The following is a 26,091-nucleotide window of genomic DNA, read 5'->3' on the forward strand; positions in this document are numbered from 1 at the left end:
TTTATTGATCTACTTGACTCCCTCTGCAATAATCCGCGCCCTTCAGGCTTAAATAATAATTATTCTCAAATATGAAAATTCGACTTCTTCACTACTGGCCCATGCTGCTGTCCGGTACGGCGCTGGCTGCCAGCGATCCCGCCGGGGTCGACACAACGGACATGCCCCCCGAACTCAAGGGGCGGGAAACCATCGTGGTCAAGGGACAGCGCATCGAGCAGAAGCTCTCCGACGTGTCGGGTTCCATCACCGTCATCACGGAGGAGGATCTGGATCGCCAGGTTGCCACCGAGCTCACCGATGTGTTCAAGAACGAACCCGGCGTCTCGGTGACCGGCTCCGCCGGCCGCCCCCAGAACATCATCATCCGCGGCATGGGCGGCAACCGGGTGCTCATCATCAAGGACGGGGTGCGGGTCAGCGACGGTTTTGGCGCCGACGACCTCAACGACAAGGTGGGCCGCTTCAGCTTCGATCTCGACGATGTCAAACAGATAGAGGTAGCCAAGGGAGCCGGTTCCTCCCTCCATGGCTCCGATGCCATCGGCGGCACCATCGTCATCAGCACCAAGCAGCCGGAAGATTACCTTCAGGGCCAGGATGCCTATCTCGGCAGCAAGGTGCTGCACGATGGCAGCAGTGACAAGCAGAAGCTGAGCGCCACCGGCGCCGCCCGGATACGGGATACCGAACACCTGCTGCGCCTCTCCGGCTGGCAGGGACATGAGACCGCCAACTACGACGAGAGCCGCATCCCGGCGGATCTGGATGGCCTCAGCGCCTCCACCAGCTCTCGCATCCAGCTGAACGAACATCATCTGCTGCGCCTCGAACTCGACTACTTCGAGGACAACGCCGAACGGGATCAGGGGCCGCGCGAAGTGCCCCAGCCCGATGGCAAGTGGCAGGTGCGCCAGTACCACGAGCAGGGCAGCCAACGCACGCAGGGGGGAAAGCTGGCCTGGGAGGCGAGCAACCTCGACACAATACTGGCCGACAGCCTCACCTGGAGTGCCTACGGCAATCACTCGAAAAACACCGCCAACAAGCGCAGCCTGCTGCAAAACGATCTGCTGAGCGGTTATCCGCGCTATCGCAGCGAACGGGAACTCGCCACCTTCACCGAAGACAGGATCGGTACCGAGCTGGATGTGCGCCGGGATCTCGCCACCGGCCCTCTCGCCCATCAGCTCAGTTACGGCATCGAGCTCGAGCGCACCACTCACGAGCGGCCGGTGGAGAAGCTGAGTCTGGAGGCCGGCATTCCCCAACCCGGCCAGTCCGCCCCCTTCAGCCGCGCCCGTACCGACAGGGCCGGAGTCTGGCTCGGCGACGTGGCCAGCCTGGGCCAGTGGCAGTTCACCCCCACCCTGCGCATGGATCACCAGTGGCTCACGCCGCTGGACGGCAGCCACGACAGCAACCACAGCTGGCACCTCTCCCCGAGCCTGGCCACCAGCTACCGCTTCAACGACCAGTGGCGCAGCTGGCTCAGCTATGCCAACGGGTTCCGGGCGCCTTCCTACGACAAGGTGTACGGCAACATCCCCCACTACTTCGCCCTGCCACCCTTCGAGATCATCGCCAACACCGGGCTCAAGGAGGAAACCAGCCACAGCATAGAGTGGGGGCTGAGTGGCGAGGGGGACAACTGGAGCATCAAGCCAGCGATCTTCTACAACCGCTACTACAACTTCATCGACTGGCGCGAGGTGGGGCTGCGCCTGAGCGATGGCGTCATCCTGCGCCAATATCGCAACGTCGCCAAGGCCGAAACCTGGGGGGCCGAACTCGCCGCCAGCTACTGGCTGACCCAGGAGTGGGAGCTCGCCACCAAACTCGGCTGGGTCGATGGCGAGGACAACAAAGGTGAAGCGCTGCGCACCCTGACGCCCCTCGAGGGCAACACCCGTCTTAGCTATCAGGCCAATGAGTGGAGTCTGGGCATTCAGGCGGACTATGCCGCCGCCATGAGCCGGGTGCCCACCTGCGGCAACAGCCTGACCGGCCGCCAGGGGGACTGCCTCGAAAGTGCCGGCTGGCTCAGTTTCGCCCTGACGGCCGACTGGCTGGTCACCGACGCCCTCAAGGTCAACCTCAAGCTCGACAACCTGTTCGACACCCGCTACACCCGCTATCAGGATGTGGCCGGGCTGGAAGCCGGGACCGATGCTTCCCTCTTCACCCAGAGCGGCCGCACCCTGAGTGCCAGCCTGCGCTACACCTTCGTGGGGATCTGATGCACAGCCTATTGATCCTGGCCAGCCTGCTGGCCACGCCGGCCCCCGCCTCTCCCCTGCCTGAGGCAACCCTGGAGGCCGCGCCCCTCATCCCCGAGCGCCCGCAACTGATGAAGGGGGAGATAGCCCGTCTCGATCCCTATGGTGGCTGGCGTGACGACAGCCGCCAGGATCCCGCCCTCCTGACGCTGCTGCGCGAGCAGAACCGCTGGACCGAGCGGCAGCTCGCCGACCAGACGCCACTGGTGCAGCGCCTGCAGACGGAGTGGCAGGGCCGGGAGCGGGGCGAACCCGTGCCGGACGACTGGCTGAGCCAGGCTGGCAGCCAGTGGCGCATGGAGGCGGACGGCAGCCTGTGGCAACGCAGCGACGCCAATGCCGCCCCCCGAAAGCGGCTGGCTCCCCGCCAGCCGGCCGAGGGGTATTACGAGCTCGCCGCCTGGGCCCTGCACCCGGACGGGCACCTGCTTGCCCTGGCCGAAGACCGCAGGGGAGATCGGGACTACCGCATCACCCTGCTGGATCTGGCGAGTGGCGAGACTCTGGCCTCTTTGCCTCACCGCGCCGGCGATCTGCTCTGGAGTCTGGATGGCAAGACCCTCTACACCCTCGCCAACGAGCGCCAGACCCTGCGCCCCTGGCAACTGCTGGCCTGGCAGGATGGCAAGGAGACCCGGGTGTATGAGGAGCGCGATCCCGCCTGGCTGCTCGGCCTCTATCGCACCACGGATCGCCGCCATCTGGTGCTGCAAAGCAACAACCACGACAGCTCGGAGCAATACCTGCTGGACGCGGGTCGGGCCGACCTGCTCAAGGGGCGCGAGCGCGGCCTCGAATACTACCTGGATACCCAGGGGGACAGGGTGCTGCTCAAGAGCAACCGGGACGGCGCCCTCGGCCTCTATCAGGTGGCCGACCTGAGCCTGGTGGCGAAGGGAGAGTGGCAACGGCTCTGGTCCGGCGAGGGCCGGGAACTCGAGAAGTGGCGCCTCTTTGCCCGGCACACCGTGCTGCAATACCGCAAGGAAGGGGATGACTGGCTCGATGTGCTGGATGCCAAAGGTGCGTTGACCCACAGCCTGCCGCTCACCGATGGCGCAGGCACGGCCTGGATCCAGGGCAGCCAGGAACCGGCCAGCGACAAGGTGCTCATTCGCCGCCAGGGGATGGCCGAGCCACCTCACCAGCGCTGGCTGGATCTCGCCTCCGGCGCCTGGGAGGGGACACCCGAGAGCAGGGACACCTCCCCCTATCAGAGCGAGCGGCGCTGGATCGCGGGCAAGGATGGGGTCAAGGTGCCTGTCTCCCTAGTCTGGCGCAAGGGCATTACCCACCCCCGGGCACTGCTGCTCTACGGCTATGGGGCCTACGGCACCCCCATGCGCCCCTACTACCAGCCCCGGGTGCTGAGCCTGTTGGATCGCGGCTTCGTCTACGCCATCGCCCATGTGCGCGGGGGCGGTCTGCTCGGCGAATCCTGGTACCGTGAGGGTCGTGGCCGTGACAAACAGCACAGCGTGGATGATTTTCTCGCCGTGGCCGATGCCCTGGCCCAGGATCCCGCCATCGATCCCGCCCGGCTGTTTGCCATGGGCGGCAGCGCCGGCGGCCTGCTGGTAGCTGCGGCACTCAACCAGGCGCCCACCCGTTTCGCCGGGGCCGTGCTGCAAGTTCCCTTCGTCGACCTGCTGGGCACCATGCAGGATCCCGAGCTGCCCCTCACCCGGCAGGAGTACGCCGAGTGGGGCAATCCGGCCATCCCGGGTGACTATGCCGCGATGCGCCGCCTGAGCCCCTACGACAACCTGCACAATGCCCCTTATCCCCCCGTCTATGTGACGGGCGGCCTGCACGACAGTCAGGTGCCCTACTGGGAACCCCTCAAGTGGATAGCCCGCCTGCGATCCCATAGCACGGGAACAGGCCCCTATCTGCTGCGCACCGAACTCGACGGCGGCCATCTGGGCGCCCCCAAAACGGCGGCGCTGCGTGCGGCGCAGGAGTTTGCCTTCCTGCTCACCCTGGCGGGCGTCAACCACTGACCCCTTGCCCTCTTTTTCTGGAGTGAACCATGAAACCCTCTTCCCTAGCCCTCTGGCTGGCGGCAACCCTGATCTCATCGCCGCTGCTGGCGGCCGATCTGCAGTTTGTCGATGAACCACCCCTCACCACGACGCCGAAGCGCTGGCTCGAGCAGCGCCTCGGTGTGCTCCTCGCCCCCGATTACGACAGGGCCAGCCTGCTCGGCCACCATTACAGCTTTCGCCAGCTGGTGAACGGCCTGCCGGTGGCCGCCACCCAGGCCGCCGTCAGTGTCGACGGGGACGGCCGCCCCTGGCGCCTCTACCACAACCTGCGCCCCTTGCAGAGCACAGCGCCCGGCTGCGATGCCAGCGGCACCCTGGATCCCCTGCTCGCCACCCTGCGCACCGACGGCAACCAGATAGAGACGCTGGGACCGGTCGAAGCCTGGTACTGGCGAGACGGCGATACCCTGGTGCCAGCCCTGCGCCAGCGGGTGCGCGAGCACAAGGCAGGCAATGCCAAGGCCAGCCAGGTGCAGCTGTTTGCCCGTTGCGACGGGGAGCAGGAGCTTGGCCGTCTCGGGGATCAGGCAACTACCCGCCCTCTGCATGTCGCCGACGCCGGCGATCAGCAGGTTCAGGCCCGGGTGTTCGACCCCGATCCCCGCACCCGCCTGCAGGACGCCAGCCTGGTCTGGCACGACGCGCTGGTGCTGGCAGAGGCCGCCTACCAGGATCCGGTTCCCCTGCCGGTGAGCCTGCAAGCCGGGCAGTATCGCCTGAGCGGCCCTCATGCCAGGGTGGTGGATGTCATGGCCCCCGAATCGGCCCCCTACAGCAGCAGTGACGTGCAGGGTTTTCGCCTGACCCGGGACGATCGCGGCTTTGCGGACATCAACGCCTACTACCATCTGGATCTCGCCCAGCGCCACCTCAAGGCGCTCGGCTTCACCGATCTCATCCCCGGGGCGCTCGACATCGACACGGACGCGGGCTATCAGGACAACTCCCTCTACGATCCGTTCGAACGCAGGCTGGAGCTGGGTCGCAGCGGCGTGCCCGATGCCGAGGATCCCATGGTCATCTGGCACGAGTTCGGCCACGGGGTACAGCACCACATCCTGCCGGATCTCGGGGAAGAGGGAGACTGGGGGGCCATCGGCGAGGGCTTTGGCGACTACCTGGCCGCCAGTCATCGCCAGCGCAGCGAAGCCGGTCGCCAGTTCGAACCCGCCATGGTGTTCAACTGGGATGCCCGCTTCACCGACCGCACCCCACGCCAGCTCGACGATCTGCGCGCCCGCTACCATCCGGACTACCGCTACCCCGCCCACCGCACCATCAACGGCAGCAACGGGGATCAGCTCTGGGGCACCCCGCTGTTCCAGGCCCTGCTGACGGCGGTGGCCGAGCACGGCGAGGCGGCCAGGGACGAGTTTGATCGCGTCATCATCGAATCCCACTTCGGCCTGGGGCCGGCCATTCGCATGCCGCAACTGGCCCGGATCACCGTGGATACCGCCGCCCGTCTCTACCCGACGCGAGCCTATGCCCGTCTGCTGGAGCAGGCATTTCGCCAGCACGGGCTGCTGCAAGCTCCCGTCAATATCGCCCTCGCCGAGGGGAGCGCCATCCCGCTGGGGCAGCGCCAGTCGGTGCAGCTGACTCTCAGCAACCCGGGCAAAGGGGAAGTGACCCTCAACGAGCTGGCCCTCACCCTGCCAACCGGGTTGCAGGCCGATCCTGACAACTGGCAACCAGCGACCCTGGCCGCCGGTGCCATCATGACCACCACCCTGCGCCTGCTGGCCCAGAGCCCGCTCGCCTGCGGCGACGAGGCGAGCCTCTCGGTGAATCTCGCCATGAGCGGTACCAGCCCCACCGAGCGCCAGTGGCAGCAATCCCTGACCCTGCCCATCGGCACCCCCGTCATCAGCCGGGCCAGTGGTCGGTCGCAGCGACTGAACGATGCCCAGAGCGAGGAGGTGCGCGGCCTGAGCGAAACCAGCCTGCTGCTGGAGAAGAGCGATGCCCGTGTGAGCGACAGGCTGCAACTGAGCCTGGATCTGCAGCACGAGGCGCTGGATGAGCTGGAGATCTGGCTCAGCTCCCCCGCCGGCACCCGGGTCCAGATCTGGGACAAGGGTTACAGCCCCCTCCCGAGCCTGAAAGGGGTCTTCCCCACCGAGTTGCAGTCCCTGCAACCTTTCAGCGCCTTCGAAGGAGAACCCCTGGCCGGTCGCTGGACCCTGGAGGTGGTGGACAGCAAACCGGGCAATCAGGGTTTCCTGAACGGGTGGAGCATCAGTCAGCGTACCGGCGCCCAGTGCGGCAACACCGTGCCCGTGCCGGATGACGGCATCATCCGCTTCGATACCTCGGACAGCAGTGGCGGGGGGGCCTTCCCCCTGCTCTGGCTGCTGCCGCTGGCCCTGTGGCGCCGTCTGCGTCGCCTCTGACTCTCCCTATATAAAGAAGAGAGGGGCCAAGGCCCCTCCAAGGACACACCATGACCATGAGAATGACCCCGATCGTCTGCCTGCTGGCCCCCCTGCTCAGCGCCTGTGGCGGCGGTTCGGACGAGGCTCCCCTGACCGTGCCGGACTACCGCCTGACAGTCAGCCTGCCCGCTGCGGGCACCCTGTGCATCAACCTGAACCAGAACGACGGCTGCGAAGCCAATGAGCCCGCCGTCAGCGGCGAGGCCGGTGCCCACACTCTGACCCGGCGCCACCCTGATCTGCTCACCGCTCCCCTGCTGTTCATTCCGGCGGATCCCGCCGCCCTGCCCCTGGCCCACCCGGCGGCGCGCCAGGACAACCAGCACCTCACCCCCAGCCCCCTCAGCACCCTGCTGCAAACGCGTATCTCGGACGGGCTGCCACCGGCTCAGGCCCTGACGGACGTCCTACTCGCCCTGGCGCCCCTTCACCCCGGCCCAGATCTGGCGGCACTGGCGCAGCTGAGCGACTTCAACCGCGCCCTCGCCGAGCTGACCCTCACCGCCTTCGATGACGAGGCCACCCTGCCCACCTTTGCCGCCAGCGAGCGCCGCCAGCAGATCTGGCAAGGCCTTGTCACCCTGCTGCCCGAGCTCGCCCGGCACTTTGCCGCCAGCCCCGAGCTCCTGAGCCAGCAGGCCAGACTCGCCGCCGTGCTGCAGCAGCAGCAACCCCGGGCGTTGGTGACCGCCAGCGGCGTCACCACCTACACGGACGGGGTGGATTACCTGCTGACCCAGGAGCCTGCGGATCACCCGGGCCAGGAGGCGAGCCTGGGCCAGGCGCCCCTGCGCTATCGCAAGCTGGACGGCAAGGGGCAACCCCTGGCGGACAATGCCGACGAGTGGGAGTGCGTGGAGGATCTCAACACCGGCCTCGTCTGGGAGAAGAAGCTCGATGATCCGGACAGTCCGCGGGATCTGCACAAAGTCTTCGCCTGGGAGTTTGGCAACTATCACCCCAGTCAGGCGGAGCTGGATTATGCCTGCCCCGAGGGGGAAGCTATCTGCTCCACCGAGCAGTATCGCCAATGGCTCAATGGACAACGACTCTGCGGCATAGGGCACTGGCGCCTGCCCACGGCCCAGGAGCTAGGCAGCCTGCAACACTACGGCTCCCTCGCCCGCCAGGATGGCCAGCTCGTCACCCTGGATGTGCGCTACTTCCCCGACGTCGGTCCCTCGAGCGGCGACTTCGATGGCAGCTACTGGACCCAGACCCTGACCCCATCCCGGCGCCTCGAGAGCGTCCCCATCGCCGTCATCAGCCCTCAGTTCCTGGGGGAGGATGCGGGCACCGATTACCCCTATGGCGTCCAGAACGAAAATGAAATCAATGCCATACAACTGCGCCTGGTGGCCGAGGTAACCCGATGAACAAGTATCTTCTGACCCTGCTGCTCACCCTGTGCAGCCCCCTGGCACTGGCCATCGCCATCTGCGACGACGCCCTGCCCCGTACCAGCCCCACCGCCCGTTTCCAGGATCACGGCAACGGCACCGTCACCGACAGGGGCACCGGTCTGACCTGGATGCGCTGCCAGCTCGGCCAGACCTGGCGCAACCAGAGCTGCGAGGGGGAACCCACCCGCCTCTACTGGCAACAGGCACTGCAGACGGCGGAACGGATCCGCACCGAACCGAGCCATGCCCTGTATGGCTTTGGTGGTCATCACGACTGGCGCCTGCCCACCATCAAGGAGCTCGCCAGCATTCTGGAGTCCGCCTGTTACAAACCGGCATTGAACGAAACCATCTTCCCCCGCGCCATGGCCGGGGATGGCAAGGAGGTGAACGACGGCTATGTCTATCTCTGGTCTTCTACCCCGGTGCCGGCCCTTCAGGGCGTCGCCTACCTGGACATCACCAGCGGCTCCGTCGCCCAACGCGCCCCCCGCTCTTGGGCGAAACAGGTTCTGCTGGTGAGGTGACAGCCTGGCCATGGGGGCCACCCGGCCCCCTGTTTGACACGAGGCAAGAAGCGCCAGGGTGACCCTGGCCGTCAAAAAAGCATCAAATTGCGTCATGTGATGCCTGTTCAGGGCGGTTTTGCACGCCGCAGCGCTGGCATGAAACCGGCAGAGCGGTTAGTCTAGCGGCGTTGAACCAATCCCAAGAGGTACAGATGAAAACCGTGTTGCGTTTTAGCCTGCTGGGCGCCTTGTTATTGGGTGGCCATGCCTTCGCCGCCGAACCGAAAAAATTTGATATCAGCATGTTCCCCGCCGCCGAAGTGAACCAGGAACGTGTCGTGATCCGTCTGCCGGAAGTCGAGAACGAAGCCGACATGATGGTCGAGCTGCAAGTCGGCAAGAAGATGCTGGTCGACTGCAACCTGCCCCGCTTCGCGGGCAATCTGGAACAGCACAGCGTCAAAGGCTGGGGTTACAACTACCTGACCCTGGGCCAGGTCACCGGCCCCGTCAGCACCCTGATGGCCTGCCCGGACGGCCAGAAGAAGGAGAGTTTCGTCCAGATCTACGGTCAGGGCTTCTTCGTGAACTACAACTCCAAGCTGCCCTTCGTCATCTATGTGCCCCAGGAGTACGAGGTGCGCTATCGTCTGTGGCGTGCCGACAACCTGGCACAGCCAGCCATGATTGAGTGAGTGCCGCGCACTCGGGTTCAGCTCAGTCACGATGACAAAAAGGCGCCATACGGCGCCTTATTTTTAGCTTCCGAGCCCGTTTTTGAGCGGTTTTTCCTGTACAAAATCTGACATAACTCCACTATTTTTCAGGCTTTTTTGTGCAGCGCACCGCAAAATGCCCCCTTGGGATGCGACAAAGCCTGTTCGATAAAAGATATTTATTAACATAGTAAGAAAATTGATTTTGCACTCTGCGACGGCCTGATGATACTTGCCCGCAAAGGTCAAACTAACCAGAACAAGAGCACTATGAGCTTCGAATCAGACAAGCGTTTCAACGACTTCAAACATTTTCCCCGTGGCCTGCGTCGCAGTGGCGAATTCACCGTGGCCGAAGCGGACAGTCTGGAAAAATATGGCACCGTGATGCTGGCGCTCTATCAGGGCAACCTGGCCCCGCGCGATGACGTAGAAAGTGCCTTTATCGAACAGGTCAAATCCGGCGCAGCCGGCAACAACCCCCACGCCAAGGTGTGGTTCAAATACCTGAAGGTGATTGGTCCCAAGCGCGTGCACCGTCTGTGCACCGTCGCAGGCGGCGCCAATGAAGATACTGGTGGCAGCTTTGAAGGCGGCGGTGGCGGCAGCGACGAGTCCCTCGATTAATGGATACCGAGCTGCTTCGGACCTTCATCGAGGTCAGCAAGACCCGGCACTTTGGCCGGGCGGCTGAAAATCTCTACCTGACCCAGTCGGCGGTGAGCTTCCGGATCCGCCAGCTCGAGCAGCAACTCGGGGTCAGCCTGTTTGCCCGTCATCGCAACAACATCCGCCTGACTGCCTCCGGTGAGCGTCTGCTGCCCTACGCAGACGCCATTCTGCATACTTTGGGGCGCGCCAAGCAGGACGTGGCCCTCTCCCCCGGTTTCAGCCAGCAGCTTGCCATCGGCGCCCCCGCCGTCTTCTGGGAGCTCGACTTCAACGACTGGCTGAACCATGTCTATGCCCTGGCCCCCGGCCTCGCGGTGCGCCTCGAAACCGCCTCCCGCGAGCACCTCTGTCGCCAGTTGCTGGAGCGCTCCCTCGATCTGGCCCTGCTCTCCGAGCCGACCAAGATCGACGAGATTGCCCTGCACCCCATCGGCGAGCTGGTGTTCGAACTGGTGAGCCGGGAGCCGGCCGCAAACGCCGACAGCCTGATGCAGATGCCCCACATTCATCTCGACTGGGGCACCAGCTTCGAACCGCCATCGAGCCGGTTGCAGAGCCTGCAGAAGACCCCAGTTCTGCATTCAAGCTCCGCCAGCATGGCCCTGCAATTCGTGCTGGCCAACGGCGGCGCCGCCTACCTGCCAAGGCGCATGGTGAGCCCCTTCCTGGAGCAGGGGCAGCTTCATCTGGTGGAAGGGGGCCAATCCCTTAGCCGCCCGCTCTACCTCGCCTATCTGGAGAAATCCGACCGCCGGGAGCTGATCGATCAGCTGCTGACCCTACCGCTGGGCTGGCATGACGCCGACTTGCGTCAACCGCCTGCCGAATGAAGCAGGGCGATTTCACGCCCAGACCTGTGTTTTCATCTACCGTGGTTATCGGTGCAGCACAAACAACATGAAAAAGGGGCCATCAGCCCCCTTTTGTATGGATATCTTTGTGCATCAGCCGTGATGACGACGGTCGTTGGCCTGGGCCAGCAGGGTGCGACTCTCGCGCAGGAACTCCTCCGCCCGCTCGCCGAAAAAGCCGGAGACCTGGCTGAAGGCCTCGATGAAGCCCTCCCTGTCGCCCCGCTCCAGCAGGCCCAGCGCCTCGCCGAAGTTCTGGTAGTAGCGGCGGATCATCGCGAGGTTCTGGGGCGACGACAATATGATGTCGGCGTAGAGATGGGGATCCTGGGCGAACAGCCGTCCCACCATGGCCAGCTCCAGCCGGTAGATGGGAGAGCTTAAGGCAAGCAGGCGGTCGAGGTTGGCCTGCTCCCGGGAGAGATGCCAGCCGTAGGCAAAGGTGGCAAAGTGGCGCAGCGCCTGAATGAAGGTCATCGCCTCGTCGTGGGCCCTGGCCTCCACCTGCTGCAAACGCGCCCCCCAGATGGTCATCTGCTCCAGCAGCCACTGGCTGGCGGCGGGTTCGCGTCCCTGACAGCAGACGATCACCTGCTTGGCGAGGCTCGCCACGTCCGGTCCGAACATGGGGTGCAGCCCCAGCACAGGCCCCTGATGTACTGCCAGCATATGGGCAAGCGGTTCACTCTTGACGCTGGTCACGTCCACCAGCAGGCAGTTCTCAGGCAGGTTGCCGAGCCGGTCGATCACCTGGCAGGTGACGTCGATGGGCACCGCCACCATCACCAGCCCGGCGCCATGCAGGATCTCGTCGGCGCATGGCCAATCGGCCTGACCCAGGGTTTCGACCCGGTAGCCCGAGAGGCTGAACAGGTTGCCGAACAGGCGGCCAAGCTGTCCCTGGCCACCGATGATCACCACTTTGCCGAGCTCAGGCTTCATGCACTTGAAGTGGTGCTCCTTGTCGCTGGCGGACTCCAGAATATAAGACTCGCGCATCACCCGGCGCAGCACATCCTCGATAAGGTCCCCCGGCACCCCCAGTGCCTCGGCCTCGGCGCGGCGGCGGGCCAGCATGCTCGCCTCCCGATCCGGTGCATAGATGGGCAGGCCATGCCGGCTCTTCACTTCCCCCACTTCCCCCACCAGGGCGAGACGGGCAGCCAGCAGATCAATCAGCTGCTTGTCCACCGCATCTATCTTGTCCCTGAGGGCATTCAACTCTTCCGCCATGTCCAGTCCCTGCTGGCGCCGCCCGCAGCGACGCCCTGTCATTCAAGAGGCAACAAGGTATCACTGCGTGGGCAGTGATACCTCGATGGTTCAATCAGTTGCAACAAGATACCACGGCTTATGCCGATGTTCTGGCCAAAAGTGGTGCCGCCAGCTGGCTGTGGCAGCGGGCCAGCAGCGCATCCGTGGTCTCCCAGTCGATGCAGGCATCGGTGATGGAGACGCCGTAGCGCATCTCGCACTTGGGCTGCTCGCTGGACTGATTGCCTTCGAACAGGTTGGATTCGAGCATCACCCCGATGATGGAGCGGTTGCCCTCCTGGATCTGGTGAATGACGTTGTCGGCCACCTTGGGCTGCAGCCGGTGATCCTTGCTGGAGTTGCCGTGGCTGCAATCCACCACCAGACCGGGCAGTAGGCCCGCCTTCTCCAGCGCCTCTTCCGCCAGCGATACATTGACCGAGTCGTAGTTCGGGTGCTTGCCGCCGCGCAGGATCACGTGACCATCCGGGTTACCCTGGGTCTGCAGCAGCGCGACCTGACCCTGCTGGTTGATCCCCATGAAGGCATGAGGACTGGAAGCGGCCTGCAACGCATTGATGGCGGTGCCGAGGTTGCCGTCGGTGCCGTTCTTGAAGCCGACCGGCATGGAGAGGCCGGACGCCATCTCCCTGTGGGTCTGGGATTCGGTGGTGCGGGCACCGATGGCCGACCAGGAGAAGAGCTCCGCCAGGTATTGCGGGCTGATGGGGTCGAGCGCCTCGGTCGCCAGCGGCAACTCCAGCTCGGCCAACCAGCAGAGCAGCTCGCGGGCGCGGTGCAGCCCCAGCTCCACATCAAAGGTGCCGTCCAGGTTCGGATCGTTGATAAAGCCCTTCCAGCCGACCGTGGTGCGCGGCTTCTCAAAGTAGACCCGCATGACAATGTAGAGAGAATCCTGATAGGCGTCATGCAGCGCTTTGAGTCTGGTTGCGTACTCTTTGGCAGCGTCCATGTCGTGGATGGAGCAGGGACCACAGATCACCAGCAAGCGGTGATCGCGACGGTGGATGATGTCGGCGATGGTATTGCGGGCCCCTTGCACGAATGCCAGCGCGCGATCGGAGATGGGCAGTTTCTCCTTGAGCTGGGCAGGCGTGATCATCACTTGTTCGGACTGGATATGGATGTTGTTCAGGGGATCTCTTTGCATCTTCTCATTCTCTCTACTGTTTCAAGCCAAGGGCACTGAGCGTTCATTTTTATTTACACGAGTCAGCACTTTGTTACGCAACCGCCCCCCACCTTACCAAGGAAAAACAAACAATCAAGTGAAACTAGCGTCTTTGCACGCTGACAGATGGATAAATGACCAAGAAAGCAGAGTGAAACAACTCAAAAGTAGCGACTCGCGAGGCCAGATCAGTCTCAAATTGTAAACATTTTATTACACCCATCCATTTCAATATCATCTCTCCGCCCCCTCTCATGACCCCTTATCCTGCCCCTCATCCCGGCGATGACGCCGGGCACAAAAAAAGCGGGGCACCTGGCCCCGCTTGCATTCCCGTGTTGCTCTTCTTTTATTATTTGCCGTGGGCCTTGATAGCCTCGACCGCCTTGTCGGGGAAGTCGCTGAATACCCCATCCACATCGGCCTGGTAGAGGAAGATGTTGAGCAGGTCGGTGAAGTCTTTCGCATAGGCCGGGATCTGCCCCTCATCCTGACGGAAGGTATAAGGATGCACCTTGAGACCGGCCGCGTGGGCCTCTTTCACCATGCCGGTGAAGACCGGCTTGCCGGGAGTGCCCGGCTCGGTCACCACCATGGGTTTCCAGGGACCTATCCCCTCGGCATAGGTGGCGATGGTCTTCATGGCCCCCGGCTTGAACATCCAGTCGTAGTCATAGGGGGTTGCCTTGCCCTTGGCATCGTAGACCATGGTCTCGTTCCAGTCGGTCTCGGCCATCAGCTGCACCAACTTCAAGTCCATACCCATGGCGGGCATCAGTTCGCTGTTGATGCGCTTGAGCTCGTTGGCATCGAAACACTGCAGATAGACCTTGTCGCTCTTGCTGGTGTAGCCGTACTCCTTCAGTACCTTGAGCACCGCCCTGGAGATGTCCTTGCCCTCGTGGCGGAACAGCCAGGGAGCCTTGATCTCCGGGTAGATGCCGATGTGCTTGCCGGTGCTCTTGTTGAGCCCCTGGATCATCTCGATCTCTTCCTGGAAGGTGTGGATCCTGAAGCTCGACTTCCACAGCGGGAAGCGCGCCGGATAGACCGGCACCTGCTTGCCGTCCACCAGCTGGAACGGCTCGGTCATGCGCAGGGAGCGCACCTCGTCCAGGGTGAAATCCACCACATAGTAGCGACCGTCCGGGCGGGCCCGGCCGGGAAAGCGCTCGGCCACGTCCGTGATGCCATCGAGGAAGTGATCGTGCATCACCACCAGCTGGTCATCCTTGGTCATCACCAGGTCCTGCTCCAGATAGTCGGCGCCCATGCCATAGGCCAGGGCCTTGGATTCCAGGGTGTGTTCCGGCAGGTAACCGGAGGCACCACGGTGGGCGATCACGATTTTGCCTTCGTCGGCCGCCAGTGCGGGCAGCGCCAGGGCAGCCCCGAGGCCAAGGGCTATCAGGGTACGGTGAGGTTGCTTCATCAAGAGATCTCGTTGTTATGGTGTGTAGGATGCAGGTAATTGTTATAGCAGGGGTTTATTGCAGTTTGACGGCGGACGGCAAAGGCCGCCCGCCGTGGGTCATCAGCTGGCCTTGGGCAGGGCGTGGTGGTGTTCGAGCAGCCAGGCACCGAGCTGCTGCTGTTCGGATTCCGACAGGCGCAGCCCCAGCTTGCTGCGGCGCCACAGGATGTCCTCCAGGGAGTGGGCCCATTCGCGCGCGATGAGATAGCGCACTTCGGATTCATACAGTCCGGCGCCAAAGTGCTGGCCGCGCTCCTCCTTCAGCCAGAGGCGGGCATGAGCGCCATAGGATTCGGCGATGCGCAGGGCGCTGCGATCGTCGAGCCAGTCGAATTCCAGCGCAAAGGCTCGCGCCAGTTCACGCACCGAGCAGTCGAACTCGCCACCGGGCAGCCGGCTGTTGGCGGTCCAGTCCTCTCCCATCTGGCTGAACCAGGGCTTGAGCTTGTTGCAGGCGGCCTGGGCCAGCTTGCGGTAGGTGGTGAGCTTGCCGCCAAACACCGACAACAGCGGCGCGCCGTCGGATTCACCACTGAGCTCGAGCGTGTAGTCCCGGGTCACCGCCTGGGGTGAATCGGACTCGTCGTCACACAGGGGGCGCACCCCGGCATAGGTCCACACCACGTCTGCCGGGCTTATCTGCCTGGTGAAGTGGGCATTGACCACCTTGCACAGATAGTTGATCTCGGCATCGCTGATCTTGGCCTCCCGCGGGCTGCCCTTGTGCTCCACGTCCGTGGTGCCGATGAGGGAATAGTCCTGCTGGTAGGGGATGACGAAGACGATGCGGTTGTCCTCGTTTTGCAGGATGTAGGCCTCTTCGCGCTCATGGATGCGCGGCACTATCATGTGGCTCCCCTTGATGAGGCGAATGCCGCGGGGGGATTTCTCGCTCAGGCTCTCGTCATAGAAGGTCTTGACCCAGGGGCCCGCCGCATTGACCAGACCACGGCAGCTGACGGTGAACTGCTCGCCCCCTTCCCGCTCCAGCGTCAGGGTCCAGTGCTTGGATCCGCGCACCGCCTTGACGCAGCGGGTACGGGTCTGCACATCGGCGCCCTTGTCCCGCGCCAGCATGGCATTGAGCACCACCAGTCGGGCGTCGTCGACCCAGGCGTCCGAGTATTCAAAGCCCTTGCTGATGCCGCTCTTGAGACCGTCCTGCGGCAGGAAGCGCAGGCCGCAGCTCCCCTTGAGCTTGTCCCGCTTGGCCAGGTTGTCATAAAGGAAGAGACCGGCTCGGATCATCCAGGCCGGACGCAGGTGCGGGCGATGAGGCAGACGAAAACGCATGGGACGGGCGATGTGGGGAGCCATACCGAGCAGGACCTCCCGCTCCGCCAGCGCCTCTTTCACCAGCCGGAATTCGTAATGTTCGAGGTAGCGCAGGCCGCCGTGGATCAGCTTGCTGGAGTTGGACGAGGTGGCAGAGGCGAGATCGCTCGCCTCGAACAGCGCCACCTTCAGCCCCCGCCCCGCCGCATCTGCCGCGATGCCGACCCCGTTGATGCCGCCGCCGACGACGACCAGATCATAATGTTCGCTCATGTTCACCTACTTTCTTATTTTGTGTTTGCCATGACAGCAATGTTTGATTTCGCTCATATTAGAACATGAAAAACCAATAAACGAACATTTCGTGAGAGAAATGTGATCGCGATTGTTTTCACAATGCTAAAAATGCTGCCAGTCGGTGACGGCCTGGCAAGGCTACGGCATGTCGGAAACAGCCATTTCGGGCAGGGAGGAGAACAAAGAGTGCCGGATGGGGTGCCCATGGGGCAAGGTGATGAGCGCGATGGCGTGAATCCCTCGCAGGCGCCCGAGTGCGGGGGCAACATCAGGGGTCAAAGAAGGTGTGTCAGCGCCAGGAACTGGCCTCTTAAGCGCCGCAAGGGAGACGCCGCAGGCCGGGAGGGGGCAGGAAAAAAGCGGCCGCCCCGAGGCGGCCTGATGCCTGTGCGGGGAAGCTCAGCAGATATGGCAGGCGATCTGATGCTGGGACATCAGTCGCATCAGCTTCTCCGGCGGCTCCTGATCCGTGAACAGGGCGTGGATCTGGTTGAGGTTGCCGAGGTTGACCATGGCGTTGCGGCCAAACTTGGTGTGGTCGGCGGCCAGGAACACCTGGCGGGAGTGGGCGATGATGGCCTGGGCGATCTTCACCTCGTGATAGTCGAAATCGAGCAGGGAGCCGTCGCTGTCGATGCCCGAGATGCCGATGACGCCGTAGTCCATGCGAAACTGGCCGATGAAGTCGCGGGTCGCCTCCCCGACAATGCCGCCATCCCGGTTGCGAATTTCACCGCCGGCGATGATGACGGTGAAGTCATCCTTGGCGGTCAGGATGCTGGCGACGTTCAGGTTGTTGGTGACCACGCGCAGCTCCCGGTGGTCGAGCAGGGCACGGGCGATGGCCTCGGTGGTGGTGCCGATGTCGATAAAGAGCGACGAGCCGTCGGGGATGTTGGCGGCCACTTCCCGGGCGATGCGCTCCTTCTCCTTGAGCTGCATCACCTTGCGGGCACTGTAGGCGGTGTTGACGGTGCTCGAATGCAGTGAGGCCCCGCCGTGATGGCGCCGGATCTTGTTCTGTTCGGCGAGATCGTTGAGATCCCGGCGAATGGTCTGGGGGCTGACGTCAAAATGGGTCACCAGATCGTCGGTCGAGACGAAACCCTGCCGGGTCAGGACGTCCAGGATCTCCAGATGTCGTTGGGTTTGCTTCACGCTTGCACTCCGCAGATGAGACGAAAAAAGGCCCCGGCAGGTGCGGGGCCTTTGGCAGTGTACCTGATCCCTTTTCCAATCGATAAGGGCAGGATCACGTTTTATGCCTTATGGGCAGCCGCCTTGGCGGCAATCGACTCGTTCTCGTGCTTGAGGGTCATGGCCAGCAGGATGATGGAGAGCACGCAGGAGACGGTGAGCACCATGAAGCCGCCGTCCCAGCCGAAGTGGTCAACGGTGTAGCCCAGCATGGCGTTGGCCGCGACCGCGCCACCCAGATAACCGAACAGGCCGGTGAAGCCCGCCGCGGTACCGGCCGCCTTCTTGGGCGCCAGCTCCAGGGCGTAGAGGCCGATCAGCATGACGGGGCCATAGATGAGGAAGCCGATGGCAACCAGGGCCATCATGTCGATGGTCGGGTTGCCCGCCGGGTTGAACCAGTAGACCAGCACGGAGAGGGTCACCAGCACCATGAACAGGATGCCTGCCGGGGCACGGCGGCCGTTGAACATCTTGTCGGAGATCCAGCCGCACAGCAGGGTGCCCGGGATCCCCGCCCACTCATAGAGGAAATAGGCCCAGGAGGAGTGATCCACGCTGAAGTCCTTGGCCTCTTTCAGATAGGTGGGCGCCCAGTCCAGCACGCCGTAACGGATGAGGTAGACGAAGGCGTTGGCGATGGCGATGTACCAGAGCAGCTTGTTGTGCAGCACGTACTTCATGAATATCTCCTTGGCGGAGAACTCCTGCTCGTGGCTTTCGTTGTAATCCTTCGGGTAGTCGTTCTTGTACTCCTCGATGGGGGGCAGACCGACCGATTGCGGGGTATCGCGCATCACGAAAAAGGCGATCACCGCGATGGCCGCCGCCGCCGCCGCAGGCACATAGAAGGCGCTGCGCCAGTCGTTGAACCAGCCCATGCCGAGGATGAACAGGGGGCCTATCATGCCGCCGCCCACGTTGTGGGCCACGTTCCAGACCGAGACGATCTCACCCCGCTCCTTCTGCGACCACCAGTGCACCATGGTACGGCCGCAGGGGGGCCAGCCCATGCCCTGTGCCCAGCCGTTAAGGAACAGGAGCACGAACATGATGCCAATGCTGGAGGTAGCCCAGTGCATGGTCCCCATCATGAACATGATGCCTGCCGAGAGCAGCAGACCGGCGGAGAGGAAGTAGCGCGCGTTGGATCTGTCCGACACGTTCCCCATCAGGAATTTGGAGAGACCGTAGGCGATGGAGACGCCGGAGAGGGCCAGACCCAGATCCCCGCGGGAGAAGCCCTGCTCGATGAGGTAGGGCATCGCCAGACTGAAGTTTTTCCGTACCAGGTAGTAACCCGCATACCCGAAGAAGATCCCGAAGAACACCTGCCAACGCATGCGTTTGTAGAAGGGATCCACCTTGTCGGCCGGCAGCCGGTCGATATGGGGTGCAGGCCTGAAGAGACTAAGCATGTTCTGCTTCCTTTTATTGTTGTTCTGGGCGGTTGAGGACGCCCCGCTCATGCCGGCGATCAGACGCGTCTTGATTCGCAAGCGAGCCTATTGTGCTCATTTGTGAACATTTAATCTGTGATGAGCGCTAAATTATTGCAGTTTTATTACAAAAATTGTGACGCAGTGAGTGAACGCGCATCCAGGGTCAGCCCACGCATGGCGTGGCTTTTGGCTACTCACTAAGGAGTAATATGGCCGACAACTGTTGCTTTTCGTCACATTTTCTTAGCAATGAATGGGATCTTGCCCACATTTCCGGTGGCGGGGGTATGGTGAATTGACGCAGAAGGTTTATTTTCTCTCTCGTCCAAGAACGAGCGCAAACGAGCATAACGTTTGCGCAAGCTCAAAAAACAAGAAGAAACGTTTTCGGGCGCAATGAATGGGAATGAAAGATAACAAAACGGAACATCAAACCTACTGTGGGTGGATATAAGGAATAACAACTATGAGCATACAAAGACCCAATACCCTGCTTGGCGAGTGCCTCGCCGAGTTTATCGGCACCGGCCTGCTGATCTTCTTCGGCGTCGGCTGTGTGGCCGCCCTGGTGCTGGCTGGCGCCAACTTCGGGCAATGGGAAATCTCCATTACCTGGGGCCTGGGTGTAGCCATCGCCATCTATGTCACCGGTGGCATCTCCGGTGCCCACCTCAACCCTGCCGTGACCCTGGCGCTGATGACCTTCTGCGGCTTTGACAAGCGCAAGGTGGTGCCCTTCATCATCGCCCAGATAGCCGGGGCATTCGCCTCCGCCGCCCTGGTCTACGCCCTCTACAGCAACCTGTTCACCCAGTGGGAGCTGACCCACAACGTGGTGCGCGGCAGCGTCGAGAGCCTCGGCACTGCGGGCATCTTCTCAACCTACCCCAATGCCCTGCTCTCCAACATGCAGGCTTTCGCGGTCGAGATGGTGATCACCGCCGTCCTGATGCTGGGCATCATGGCACTGGGTGACAACAACAACGGCGCCCCCAAAGGCTTCGCCGCCGCCCTGCTCATCGGTATCCTGATCGCGGTGATCGGCGCCTCACTCGGCCCCTTGACCGGCTTTGCCATGAACCCGGCCCGTGATTTCGGCCCCAAACTGTTCGCCTTCGTGGCTGGCTGGGGTGACGTGGCCCTGACCGGTGGTCGTGACAACCCCTACTTCTGGGTCCCCATCCTTGGTCCCATCGTCGGCGCCCAGATCGGTACCGCCCTGTATGTGAAAGTGCTGGCTCCCTGCGTCCCGGGCAACCGCGTCGCCACCGAAGAAGCCTCCAAGCTGTCTAACAAAGAAGAGGCCGCCGCCTGAGAGCGGCCCTCCCCAACGTGTAACAACGTGGAAAATAAAAACGTGGAGAACATCATGTCTGCTGAAAAGAAATTTGTCGTTGCGCTGGACCAGGGCACCACCTCCTCCCGTGCCATTGTCTTCGATCAGGACGCCAACATCGTCGCGACCTCCCAGCGCGAATTCACCCAGCACTACCCGAAAGCGGGCTGGGTCGAGCACGACCCCATGGAGATCTGGGCGACCCAGTCCTCCGTCTTCACCGAAGTGCTGGCCAAGAGCGGCCTGCACAGCGAGCAGATCGCCGCCATCGGCATCACCAACCAGCGTGAAACCACCGTCGTCTGGGAAAAGGCCACCGGCAAGCCCATCTACAACGCCATCGTCTGGCAGTGTCGCCGTACCGCCGCCATCTGTGAAGAACTGAAAGCGCGCGGCCTGGAAGAGTACGTGCGTGAAAACACCGGTCTGGTGCTGGACGCCTACTTCTCCGGCACCAAGGTGAAGTGGATCCTGGATAACGTGGAAGGGGCCCGGGAAAAGGCGATGAACGGCGAGCTGCTGTTCGGCACCATCGACACCTGGCTGGTGTGGAAGATGACCAACGGCGAGGTGCACGTCACCGACCCGACCAACGCCTCGCGCACCATGCTCTACAACATCCGCGACCTGAAGTGGGATGAGCGCATGCTGGACGAGCTGGGCATCCCCGCCTCCATGCTGCCGCAAGTCAAACCCTCCTCCGAGGTCTATGGCTACACCACCCGTGGCGGCGGCGCCCGCATCCCCATCGCCGGTATCGCCGGTGACCAGCAGTCCGCCCTGTTCGGCCAGCTCTGCTTCGAAAAAGGGATGGCCAAGAACACCTACGGTACCGGCTGCTTCATGCTGATGAACACCGGCACCGAGCCGGTTCGTTCCAGCAACGGCCTGCTGACCACGGTCGCCATCGGCCCGAAAGGGGAAGTGAACTACGCACTGGAAGGGGCGGTCTTCATGGGTGGCGCCACCATCCAGTGGCTGCGCGATGAGCTCAAGATCATCCACGATGCCCGCGATACCGACTACTTCGCGAGCAAGGTAGGCGACACCAACGGCGTCTACCTGGTACCGGCCTTCGTGGGCCTGGGCGCCCCCTACTGGGATCCGTATGCTCGCGGCACCATGGTCGGCCTGACCCGTGGCGCCAACCGCAACCACATCATCCGTGCCGCGCTCGAATCCATCGCCTACCAGAGCCGCGACGTGCTGGATGCCATGCAGCAGGACTCCGGCATCAAGCTGGCAGCCCTGAAGGTGGACGGCGGCGCCGTGGCCAACGACTTCCTGATGCAGTTCCAGGCTGACATGATGCACACCCCTGTGGTGCGTCCGACCCGCATCGAGACCACCGCGATGGGCGCCGCCTTCCTGGCCGGCCTCGCCGTGGGCTTCTGGAAGAGCTCCGAAGAGCTGGAAGACAAGTTCAGCGTGGACCGCGAGTTCATCCCGCAGATGGACCGCGACGATCGCGCCAAGCGCTACAGCGGCTGGAAGAAGGCGGTGGAACGTTCACGCCGCTGGGCCGAAGAGGAGTGATGGGGTAACCGACGCGTCCTTGAGATGAAAAAAGCAAAGAGGCCGACAGCGATGTCGGCCTCTTTTTATTGGCGAGCACGACTGTTCTGACCGCCCCCGACCCCAGCCCTCCCCTTGCCAAGGGGTGGGAGAAAATGACCCCTCCCCCTCGTGGAGGGGGTTGGAACTGTCGACATGCCCTCTACAACGCCTCAGCGCCGAGCTGCTCTTTCAGGAAATCGAGCCAGACCCGCAGCCGGATGTCGCGCTGGGCATCGGAGTAGAAGACCGCATGGATGGGGCGCGAGGCACCGCTGTTGCTGCGGGCCAGCACCTCCACCAGCGCCCCGCTCGCCCTGTCATCCCCCGTCATGAAGTCCGACAGGCAGACGATCCCCTGCCCCGCCAGCGCCAGCTGACGCAAGGTTTCCCCGCTGCTGGCCCGCAGGGTCGGGGTGATGGCGAATCGGTCCCCCTGCTCCTCGCTCAATAGGGGCCAATGATTGAGGTGATCGGGGTGCAAAAAACCGAGCAGCTCGTGGCCAGCCAGCAAGTCAGCCGGCTGGCGCGGGGTACCGCGTGCCTTCAGATAGTCGGGGGAGGCCAGCAGCCGCAGCCTGGAGCGGCCCAACGGCAGGGCCCGCAGGGAGGAGTCCGTCAGCTCGCCGATGCGAATGGCCATGTCCACCCGCCGCTCCATCAGGTTGATGAAGCCCTCGGAGCTGTGCAGTTGCAGCTCGATGGCGGGGTAGCGGCGGCGAAACTCACCGATGATGGGCACCAATCTATGCAGGATGAAGGGGGTGGCGGCGTCCACCCGCAATATGCCCTCCGGCTGCTCCCGGCGCATCAGCAGCAACCCTTCCGCCTCGCTCATCTCGGTCAGGATCTTCACCGCCCGCTGATAGAACCAGCTCCCCTCCTCGGTCAGGCTGACCCGCCTCGTGGTGCGGTTGAGGAGCACGGTGGCGAGCTTCTCTTCGAGGCGCTTGATGCCGCGGCTCACCACGGAATTGTCCATGCCGAGATTCTCCGCCGCCTGGCGAAAGCTGCCCGCCTCCACCACCGCCACAAACAGGGTCAATTCATCGGAATGGGTCTTCATTGTTGTCATCCTGGCAAGAGTAATGGGTCTTTATAGGTGCAATGGCCGGGAGTTGGCAAGACAGGCGTCGCTTCGTATCGTGACGCACCACCTGTTTTATCTGCGCCCTTGCCAGTACAATGCCGCCAACCGGCACCGTATGGCGCCACACTATGACAGGGACGATCCATGACATTCGACAACAGGCTGGCCGCCGCCCATCGGGAGCTGGCCGAGAAGGGCGTGCAAACGCTCAACTACAACCCGCCGATCATCTGGCTGCTGCGAAAGGCGGGGTTCACCATCAGGCCGCCCCACTACGAACGCTTTATGATCAACGTTCTTGCCCTGGGACTCCCCATCGGCGCTATCTGGGGGGTGTTGATGTGGTGCCTCGGCTGGCAGGATGAGGTGAGCCCGGGGTTTGCCCTGCGCCAGAGCCTGCTGTTTGGCATCGGGCTCGGTCTGCTGATGGGGGCCTGGTTCTGGTTTCGGCGCAAGCAGCTCAAGCTGACCCCCTGGGACGCCTTGCCCCACTCCATAAGCCCCACGCAAAAGCGCTGGCAACCGAAATAATCACCGACAAGGAGAGCCCATGACCAGGGCCCATGAAAAACTGAACTATGTGGAATTTGCGGCCAGGGATCTTGCCGCCACCAAAGCCTTCTTCACCGCCGCCTTTGGCTGGCAGTTTGCCGACTACGGCCCCGATTATTGCGCCTTCGAAGGGGAAGGGCTGGATGGCGGCTTCTACCGCACCGAACTGTGCAGCCAGAGTGCTCAGGGCGGGGCGCTCCTGGTGTTCTACAGCGCCGATATCGAGGCGACCCAGGGCAAGGTGAGCCAGCATGGCGGCACCATAGTGCGCCCCCTGTTCGACTTTCCAGGTGGCCGCCGCTTTCACTTTGTCGAGCCCAGCGGCAATGAATTTGCGGTCTGGTCCGAACCGGCCAATGCCTGATGGCAAGGGGTTGATAACAACCATCATCTCAGCCCCACTCATTCTCAAAGCTAGCAGTTGCCTATTCACGTCGTTTCAAAAACTACTGAAAAATCATCTATTTTGTGATCTTGCTGTTGCCAAAATGAGGGCCAAATGGATTATCATGGCGTTCGGTGCCAGATATCGTTACTAAGTGCACCATCTATCACCGAACTGAGCAGCACACTGGAAGCGTCATTCAGGGGCGGTAGCGTTCTATTGCTAGACTTAATTAAATGTTAATTACACCGTTCATTAAGAATGAACAACCAAAGTTCAAATGCGGTTTACCTCTAATTTTAACAACATCTTTTCCCATCACTATGATAACAACTTTATCTATATTTTTGCGATGTAAAACCAAGACCAACTAAAGCTTTATAAAACAATATAAACAAAATTATAAATCGGATTTAAATTTGGCTATCAACATTAAACGAGGGGCTGGTGGTACCGCCCTATCTCACTCAAAAGAGAGCTTGAGCCTTGCCTATGTTCAGGCTCTGCTTGCGGCTACAGGTCTAAACCATAATGAGCCAAAAATTGACAATGATGGTATAGATATCACAATTAGAGGTAAGGGATTTGATGGTTTATATCGTGAACCTAAAATTGAAGCACAATTGAAATGCACTGCTCAATCAAGTTGTATCGACTCCAAAAAAAATGAGCTTGTTTTTCAACTAGAAAAGAAAAACTACAATTACTTAGTTGGTCCCTCGCCACTACCTTTAATTTTAGTTGTACATTACGCCCCAAAAACCCATGATGAGTGGCTTGAGGAAAACAATAATGGCATGCTCATAAAGCATGCATCATATTGGTATAGCCTTTATGGTAGAGAACCAATTGAAAGTGATTCAAAAACAATTAGAATACCATTAAAACAGCGCTTTGATAGTACATCCATATTATGGATGATGGAGCTTGCAAGCGACGGCCTAATGATATACAACCTTGAGATGGAGGAGGAAGCATGACTTATAATGAAGCTATTTTATCCTCAATCGTAAGTTATCTTCAACTAAGTGGCGCTCAAGAAAAAACAACAATCAAAAATAGATTTAGCATTTGGCATGACAGTAATTACGACTTTGAAGTTATGCTACCAAATAAAAACTTAGTTAACCATGAACAGTCATTAAGTTTACTCACCGATGCGATTAATCAGATTGCAAGCGCTCTCTGCATCCGACCAGAACGACTCACACATAAATTAATTAACAGTAATTATGACTTTTTACAGGTAAGGACATCAGGCCAAAAAATAGAACATGGAAAAATAAATTTTGATGAGGGACTTACCGCACTAACTGGCTTATATGAAATAATTAAGCTCTCTGCTAATAAAAATATAAAAACCAAAGGAAAAAGAGAGGTTGTAAAAAAATACCTTTCAGGTGTTAATATGTTAGCCCCTCAGGCAGGCTCATTCATATACTCAGTCGAATTTGAATTAGTAAACACTCAAGAAAATGAAGTTAATATCGATCCTGAATCAGCAGTATCTCTCGGGAGATACATGAACTCAAACCTAGCAATCATGCTGGACAAGATCTCTAGAAAAATAATTTCCACTGAATATATATCACCAGCAACACTGTTAAGTCTCGGTGTAAACACATCTTTTTGCAATAACTTCTTAGGTCTATTTTCAAAGGACTCAGAAAAGCTAGAGTTCTATTTCGACTGGTCATTTAAAGAGAGAAAACTTGAAAGTGTCCCTGATGTCATCTCCTTCAATTTACGTCACAAAGAAAAAATAATTGAATTAAAGAGCCTCCTAGAGAACAGCAACATACATAAGTATGTCGATCTACCTGCATACATTGAAAAATATAGCTGGCCCATAGATCATGAAAAAGGCCGTGTTTATTTAAGACTTGACATTGATGGGAAAGATTATTCTTGCTTTATTGAAACCGACTCAGCCTTATATGAGCGACTAAAAGCTGAACACGCTAAGAAACAGATATTGATAACTCTAGACCTCCTTATTACATCTGGCAATAAAACCAGCATTGATGTTATTAAAGTTCACAATATAAAAGTTGACCCAACAATTGAAATAGACATGACGCATTAAATAAATCACAAAATCACCAAATAGACTTCTTTATATTGATA

Annotated in this window: 21 protein-coding genes; 14 read left to right on the top strand and 7 right to left on the bottom strand. The window is 60.8% G+C overall.

The window, feature by feature from the left end:
* Nucleotides 1-71 precede the first annotated feature (71 nt).
* The 8 genes from AB5Y93_RS03840 (at nucleotide 72) to hdfR (ending at nucleotide 10,895) form a co-directional block, all read left to right on the top strand.
* Nucleotides 72-2,240 carry a TonB-dependent hemoglobin/transferrin/lactoferrin family receptor gene (locus tag AB5Y93_RS03840; protein ID WP_368228836.1) on the top strand — a complete coding sequence of 723 codons (2,169 nt, stop codon included), beginning with the start codon at nucleotides 72-74 and terminating at the stop codon, nucleotides 2,238-2,240.
* Nucleotides 2,240-4,282: a prolyl oligopeptidase family serine peptidase gene (locus AB5Y93_RS03845; RefSeq protein ID WP_368228837.1), complete on the top strand. Its 2,043-nt coding sequence runs from the start codon at nucleotides 2,240-2,242 to the stop codon at nucleotides 4,280-4,282. Before AB5Y93_RS03840 ends, AB5Y93_RS03845 begins: the two co-directional genes overlap by 1 nt.
* A 29-nt stretch (nucleotides 4,283-4,311) precedes the next feature.
* On the top strand, nucleotides 4,312-6,723 hold the full coding sequence (locus AB5Y93_RS03850; protein WP_214004592.1) for a proprotein convertase P-domain-containing protein: 2,412 nt from the start codon (nucleotides 4,312-4,314) through the stop codon (nucleotides 6,721-6,723).
* Between the two features lie 50 nt (nucleotides 6,724-6,773).
* Entirely contained in the window at nucleotides 6,774-8,141 is a 1,368-nt protein-coding gene (locus AB5Y93_RS03855; protein ID WP_368228838.1) for a DUF1566 domain-containing protein, read from the top strand.
* Nucleotides 8,138-8,695 carry a DUF1566 domain-containing protein gene (locus AB5Y93_RS03860; RefSeq protein WP_010674241.1) on the top strand — a complete coding sequence of 186 codons (558 nt, stop codon included), beginning with the start codon at nucleotides 8,138-8,140 and terminating at the stop codon, nucleotides 8,693-8,695. The genes AB5Y93_RS03855 and AB5Y93_RS03860 overlap by 4 nt, the downstream gene beginning before the upstream one ends.
* A 194-nt stretch (nucleotides 8,696-8,889) precedes the next feature.
* Nucleotides 8,890-9,372 (top strand): serine protease inhibitor ecotin, encoded by a 483-nt coding sequence (gene eco, locus AB5Y93_RS03865; protein WP_010674240.1) that lies wholly within the window; start codon nucleotides 8,890-8,892, stop codon nucleotides 9,370-9,372.
* A gap of 291 nt (nucleotides 9,373-9,663) precedes the next feature.
* Nucleotides 9,664-10,020: a DUF413 domain-containing protein gene (locus AB5Y93_RS03870; RefSeq protein ID WP_319891742.1), complete on the top strand. Its 357-nt coding sequence runs from the start codon at nucleotides 9,664-9,666 to the stop codon at nucleotides 10,018-10,020.
* The gene (hdfR, locus tag AB5Y93_RS03875) at nucleotides 10,020-10,895 is read left to right on the top strand and encodes an HTH-type transcriptional regulator HdfR (RefSeq protein WP_039038620.1); all 876 of its coding nucleotides are present in this window, start codon (nucleotides 10,020-10,022) and stop codon (nucleotides 10,893-10,895) included. Before AB5Y93_RS03870 ends, hdfR begins: the two co-directional genes overlap by 1 nt.
* Before the next feature lie 114 nt (nucleotides 10,896-11,009).
* Here hdfR and tyrA read toward each other — a convergent pair whose 3' ends face one another.
* The 6 genes from tyrA to glpT all read right to left on the bottom strand — a co-directional run bounded on the left by tyrA (nucleotide 11,010) and on the right by glpT (nucleotide 19,023).
* Nucleotides 11,010-12,149 carry a bifunctional chorismate mutase/prephenate dehydrogenase gene (tyrA, locus tag AB5Y93_RS03880; protein WP_368228839.1) on the bottom strand — a complete coding sequence of 380 codons (1,140 nt, stop codon included), beginning with the start codon at nucleotides 12,147-12,149 and terminating at the stop codon, nucleotides 11,010-11,012.
* A gap of 118 nt (nucleotides 12,150-12,267) precedes the next feature.
* Nucleotides 12,268-13,341: a 3-deoxy-7-phosphoheptulonate synthase gene (locus tag AB5Y93_RS03885; protein WP_010674236.1), complete on the bottom strand. Its 1,074-nt coding sequence runs from the start codon at nucleotides 13,339-13,341 to the stop codon at nucleotides 12,268-12,270.
* 373 nt (nucleotides 13,342-13,714) lie between these two features.
* The gene (glpQ, locus tag AB5Y93_RS03890) at nucleotides 13,715-14,794 is read right to left on the bottom strand and encodes a glycerophosphodiester phosphodiesterase (RefSeq protein ID WP_103243388.1); all 1,080 of its coding nucleotides are present in this window, start codon (nucleotides 14,792-14,794) and stop codon (nucleotides 13,715-13,717) included.
* Nucleotides 14,795-14,896: 102 nt separating this feature from the next.
* Complete coding sequence (gene glpD / locus AB5Y93_RS03895; RefSeq protein WP_319884399.1) at nucleotides 14,897-16,384, bottom strand: glycerol-3-phosphate dehydrogenase; 1,488 nt, start codon at nucleotides 16,382-16,384, stop codon at nucleotides 14,897-14,899.
* A gap of 423 nt (nucleotides 16,385-16,807) precedes the next feature.
* A complete protein-coding gene (locus AB5Y93_RS03900) occupies nucleotides 16,808-17,566 on the bottom strand; it encodes a DeoR/GlpR family transcriptional regulator (protein ID WP_010674233.1) in 759 nt (252 codons plus the stop codon).
* A gap of 101 nt (nucleotides 17,567-17,667) precedes the next feature.
* Nucleotides 17,668-19,023: a glycerol-3-phosphate transporter gene (glpT, locus tag AB5Y93_RS03905; protein ID WP_010674232.1), complete on the bottom strand. Its 1,356-nt coding sequence runs from the start codon at nucleotides 19,021-19,023 to the stop codon at nucleotides 17,668-17,670.
* 490 nt (nucleotides 19,024-19,513) lie between these two features.
* Here glpT and AB5Y93_RS03910 point away from each other — a divergent pair, with 490 nt between their 5' ends.
* Together AB5Y93_RS03910 and glpK are read left to right on the top strand one after the other, a co-directional pair.
* The gene (locus tag AB5Y93_RS03910; protein ID WP_042880435.1) at nucleotides 19,514-20,362 is read left to right on the top strand and encodes an MIP/aquaporin family protein; all 849 of its coding nucleotides are present in this window, start codon (nucleotides 19,514-19,516) and stop codon (nucleotides 20,360-20,362) included.
* Between the two features lie 54 nt (nucleotides 20,363-20,416).
* Nucleotides 20,417-21,919, top strand: coding sequence for a glycerol kinase GlpK (glpK, locus tag AB5Y93_RS03915; RefSeq protein ID WP_010674229.1), 1,503 nt, complete (start codon nucleotides 20,417-20,419; stop codon nucleotides 21,917-21,919).
* A gap of 181 nt (nucleotides 21,920-22,100) precedes the next feature.
* Here the strand turns inward: glpK and AB5Y93_RS03920 are convergent, their stop codons facing one another.
* Complete coding sequence (locus AB5Y93_RS03920) at nucleotides 22,101-23,003, bottom strand: LysR family transcriptional regulator (protein WP_041212776.1); 903 nt, start codon at nucleotides 23,001-23,003, stop codon at nucleotides 22,101-22,103.
* Between the two features lie 168 nt (nucleotides 23,004-23,171).
* Here AB5Y93_RS03920 and AB5Y93_RS03925 point away from each other — a divergent pair, with 168 nt between their 5' ends.
* From AB5Y93_RS03925 to AB5Y93_RS03940, 4 genes are all read left to right on the top strand, one after another.
* On the top strand, nucleotides 23,172-23,558 hold the full coding sequence (locus AB5Y93_RS03925; RefSeq protein ID WP_214004587.1) for a DUF6404 family protein: 387 nt from the start codon (nucleotides 23,172-23,174) through the stop codon (nucleotides 23,556-23,558).
* A 19-nt stretch (nucleotides 23,559-23,577) separates the two neighbouring features.
* Nucleotides 23,578-23,943, top strand: coding sequence for a VOC family protein (locus AB5Y93_RS03930; RefSeq protein WP_368182806.1), 366 nt, complete (start codon nucleotides 23,578-23,580; stop codon nucleotides 23,941-23,943).
* 440 nt (nucleotides 23,944-24,383) lie between these two features.
* Nucleotides 24,384-24,944, top strand: a complete 561-nt coding sequence (locus tag AB5Y93_RS03935; RefSeq protein WP_368228840.1) for a DUF4365 domain-containing protein — start codon at nucleotides 24,384-24,386, stop codon at nucleotides 24,942-24,944.
* Nucleotides 24,941-26,050, top strand: coding sequence for a hypothetical protein (locus AB5Y93_RS03940; RefSeq protein ID WP_368228841.1), 1,110 nt, complete (start codon nucleotides 24,941-24,943; stop codon nucleotides 26,048-26,050). Before AB5Y93_RS03935 ends, AB5Y93_RS03940 begins: the two co-directional genes overlap by 4 nt.
* Nucleotides 26,051-26,091: the final 41 nt, after the last annotated feature.

This window comes from Aeromonas sp. R10-1 (genome assembly GCF_040908465.1).
Taxonomy (GTDB): Bacteria; Pseudomonadota; Gammaproteobacteria; order Enterobacterales; family Aeromonadaceae; genus Aeromonas; species Aeromonas caviae.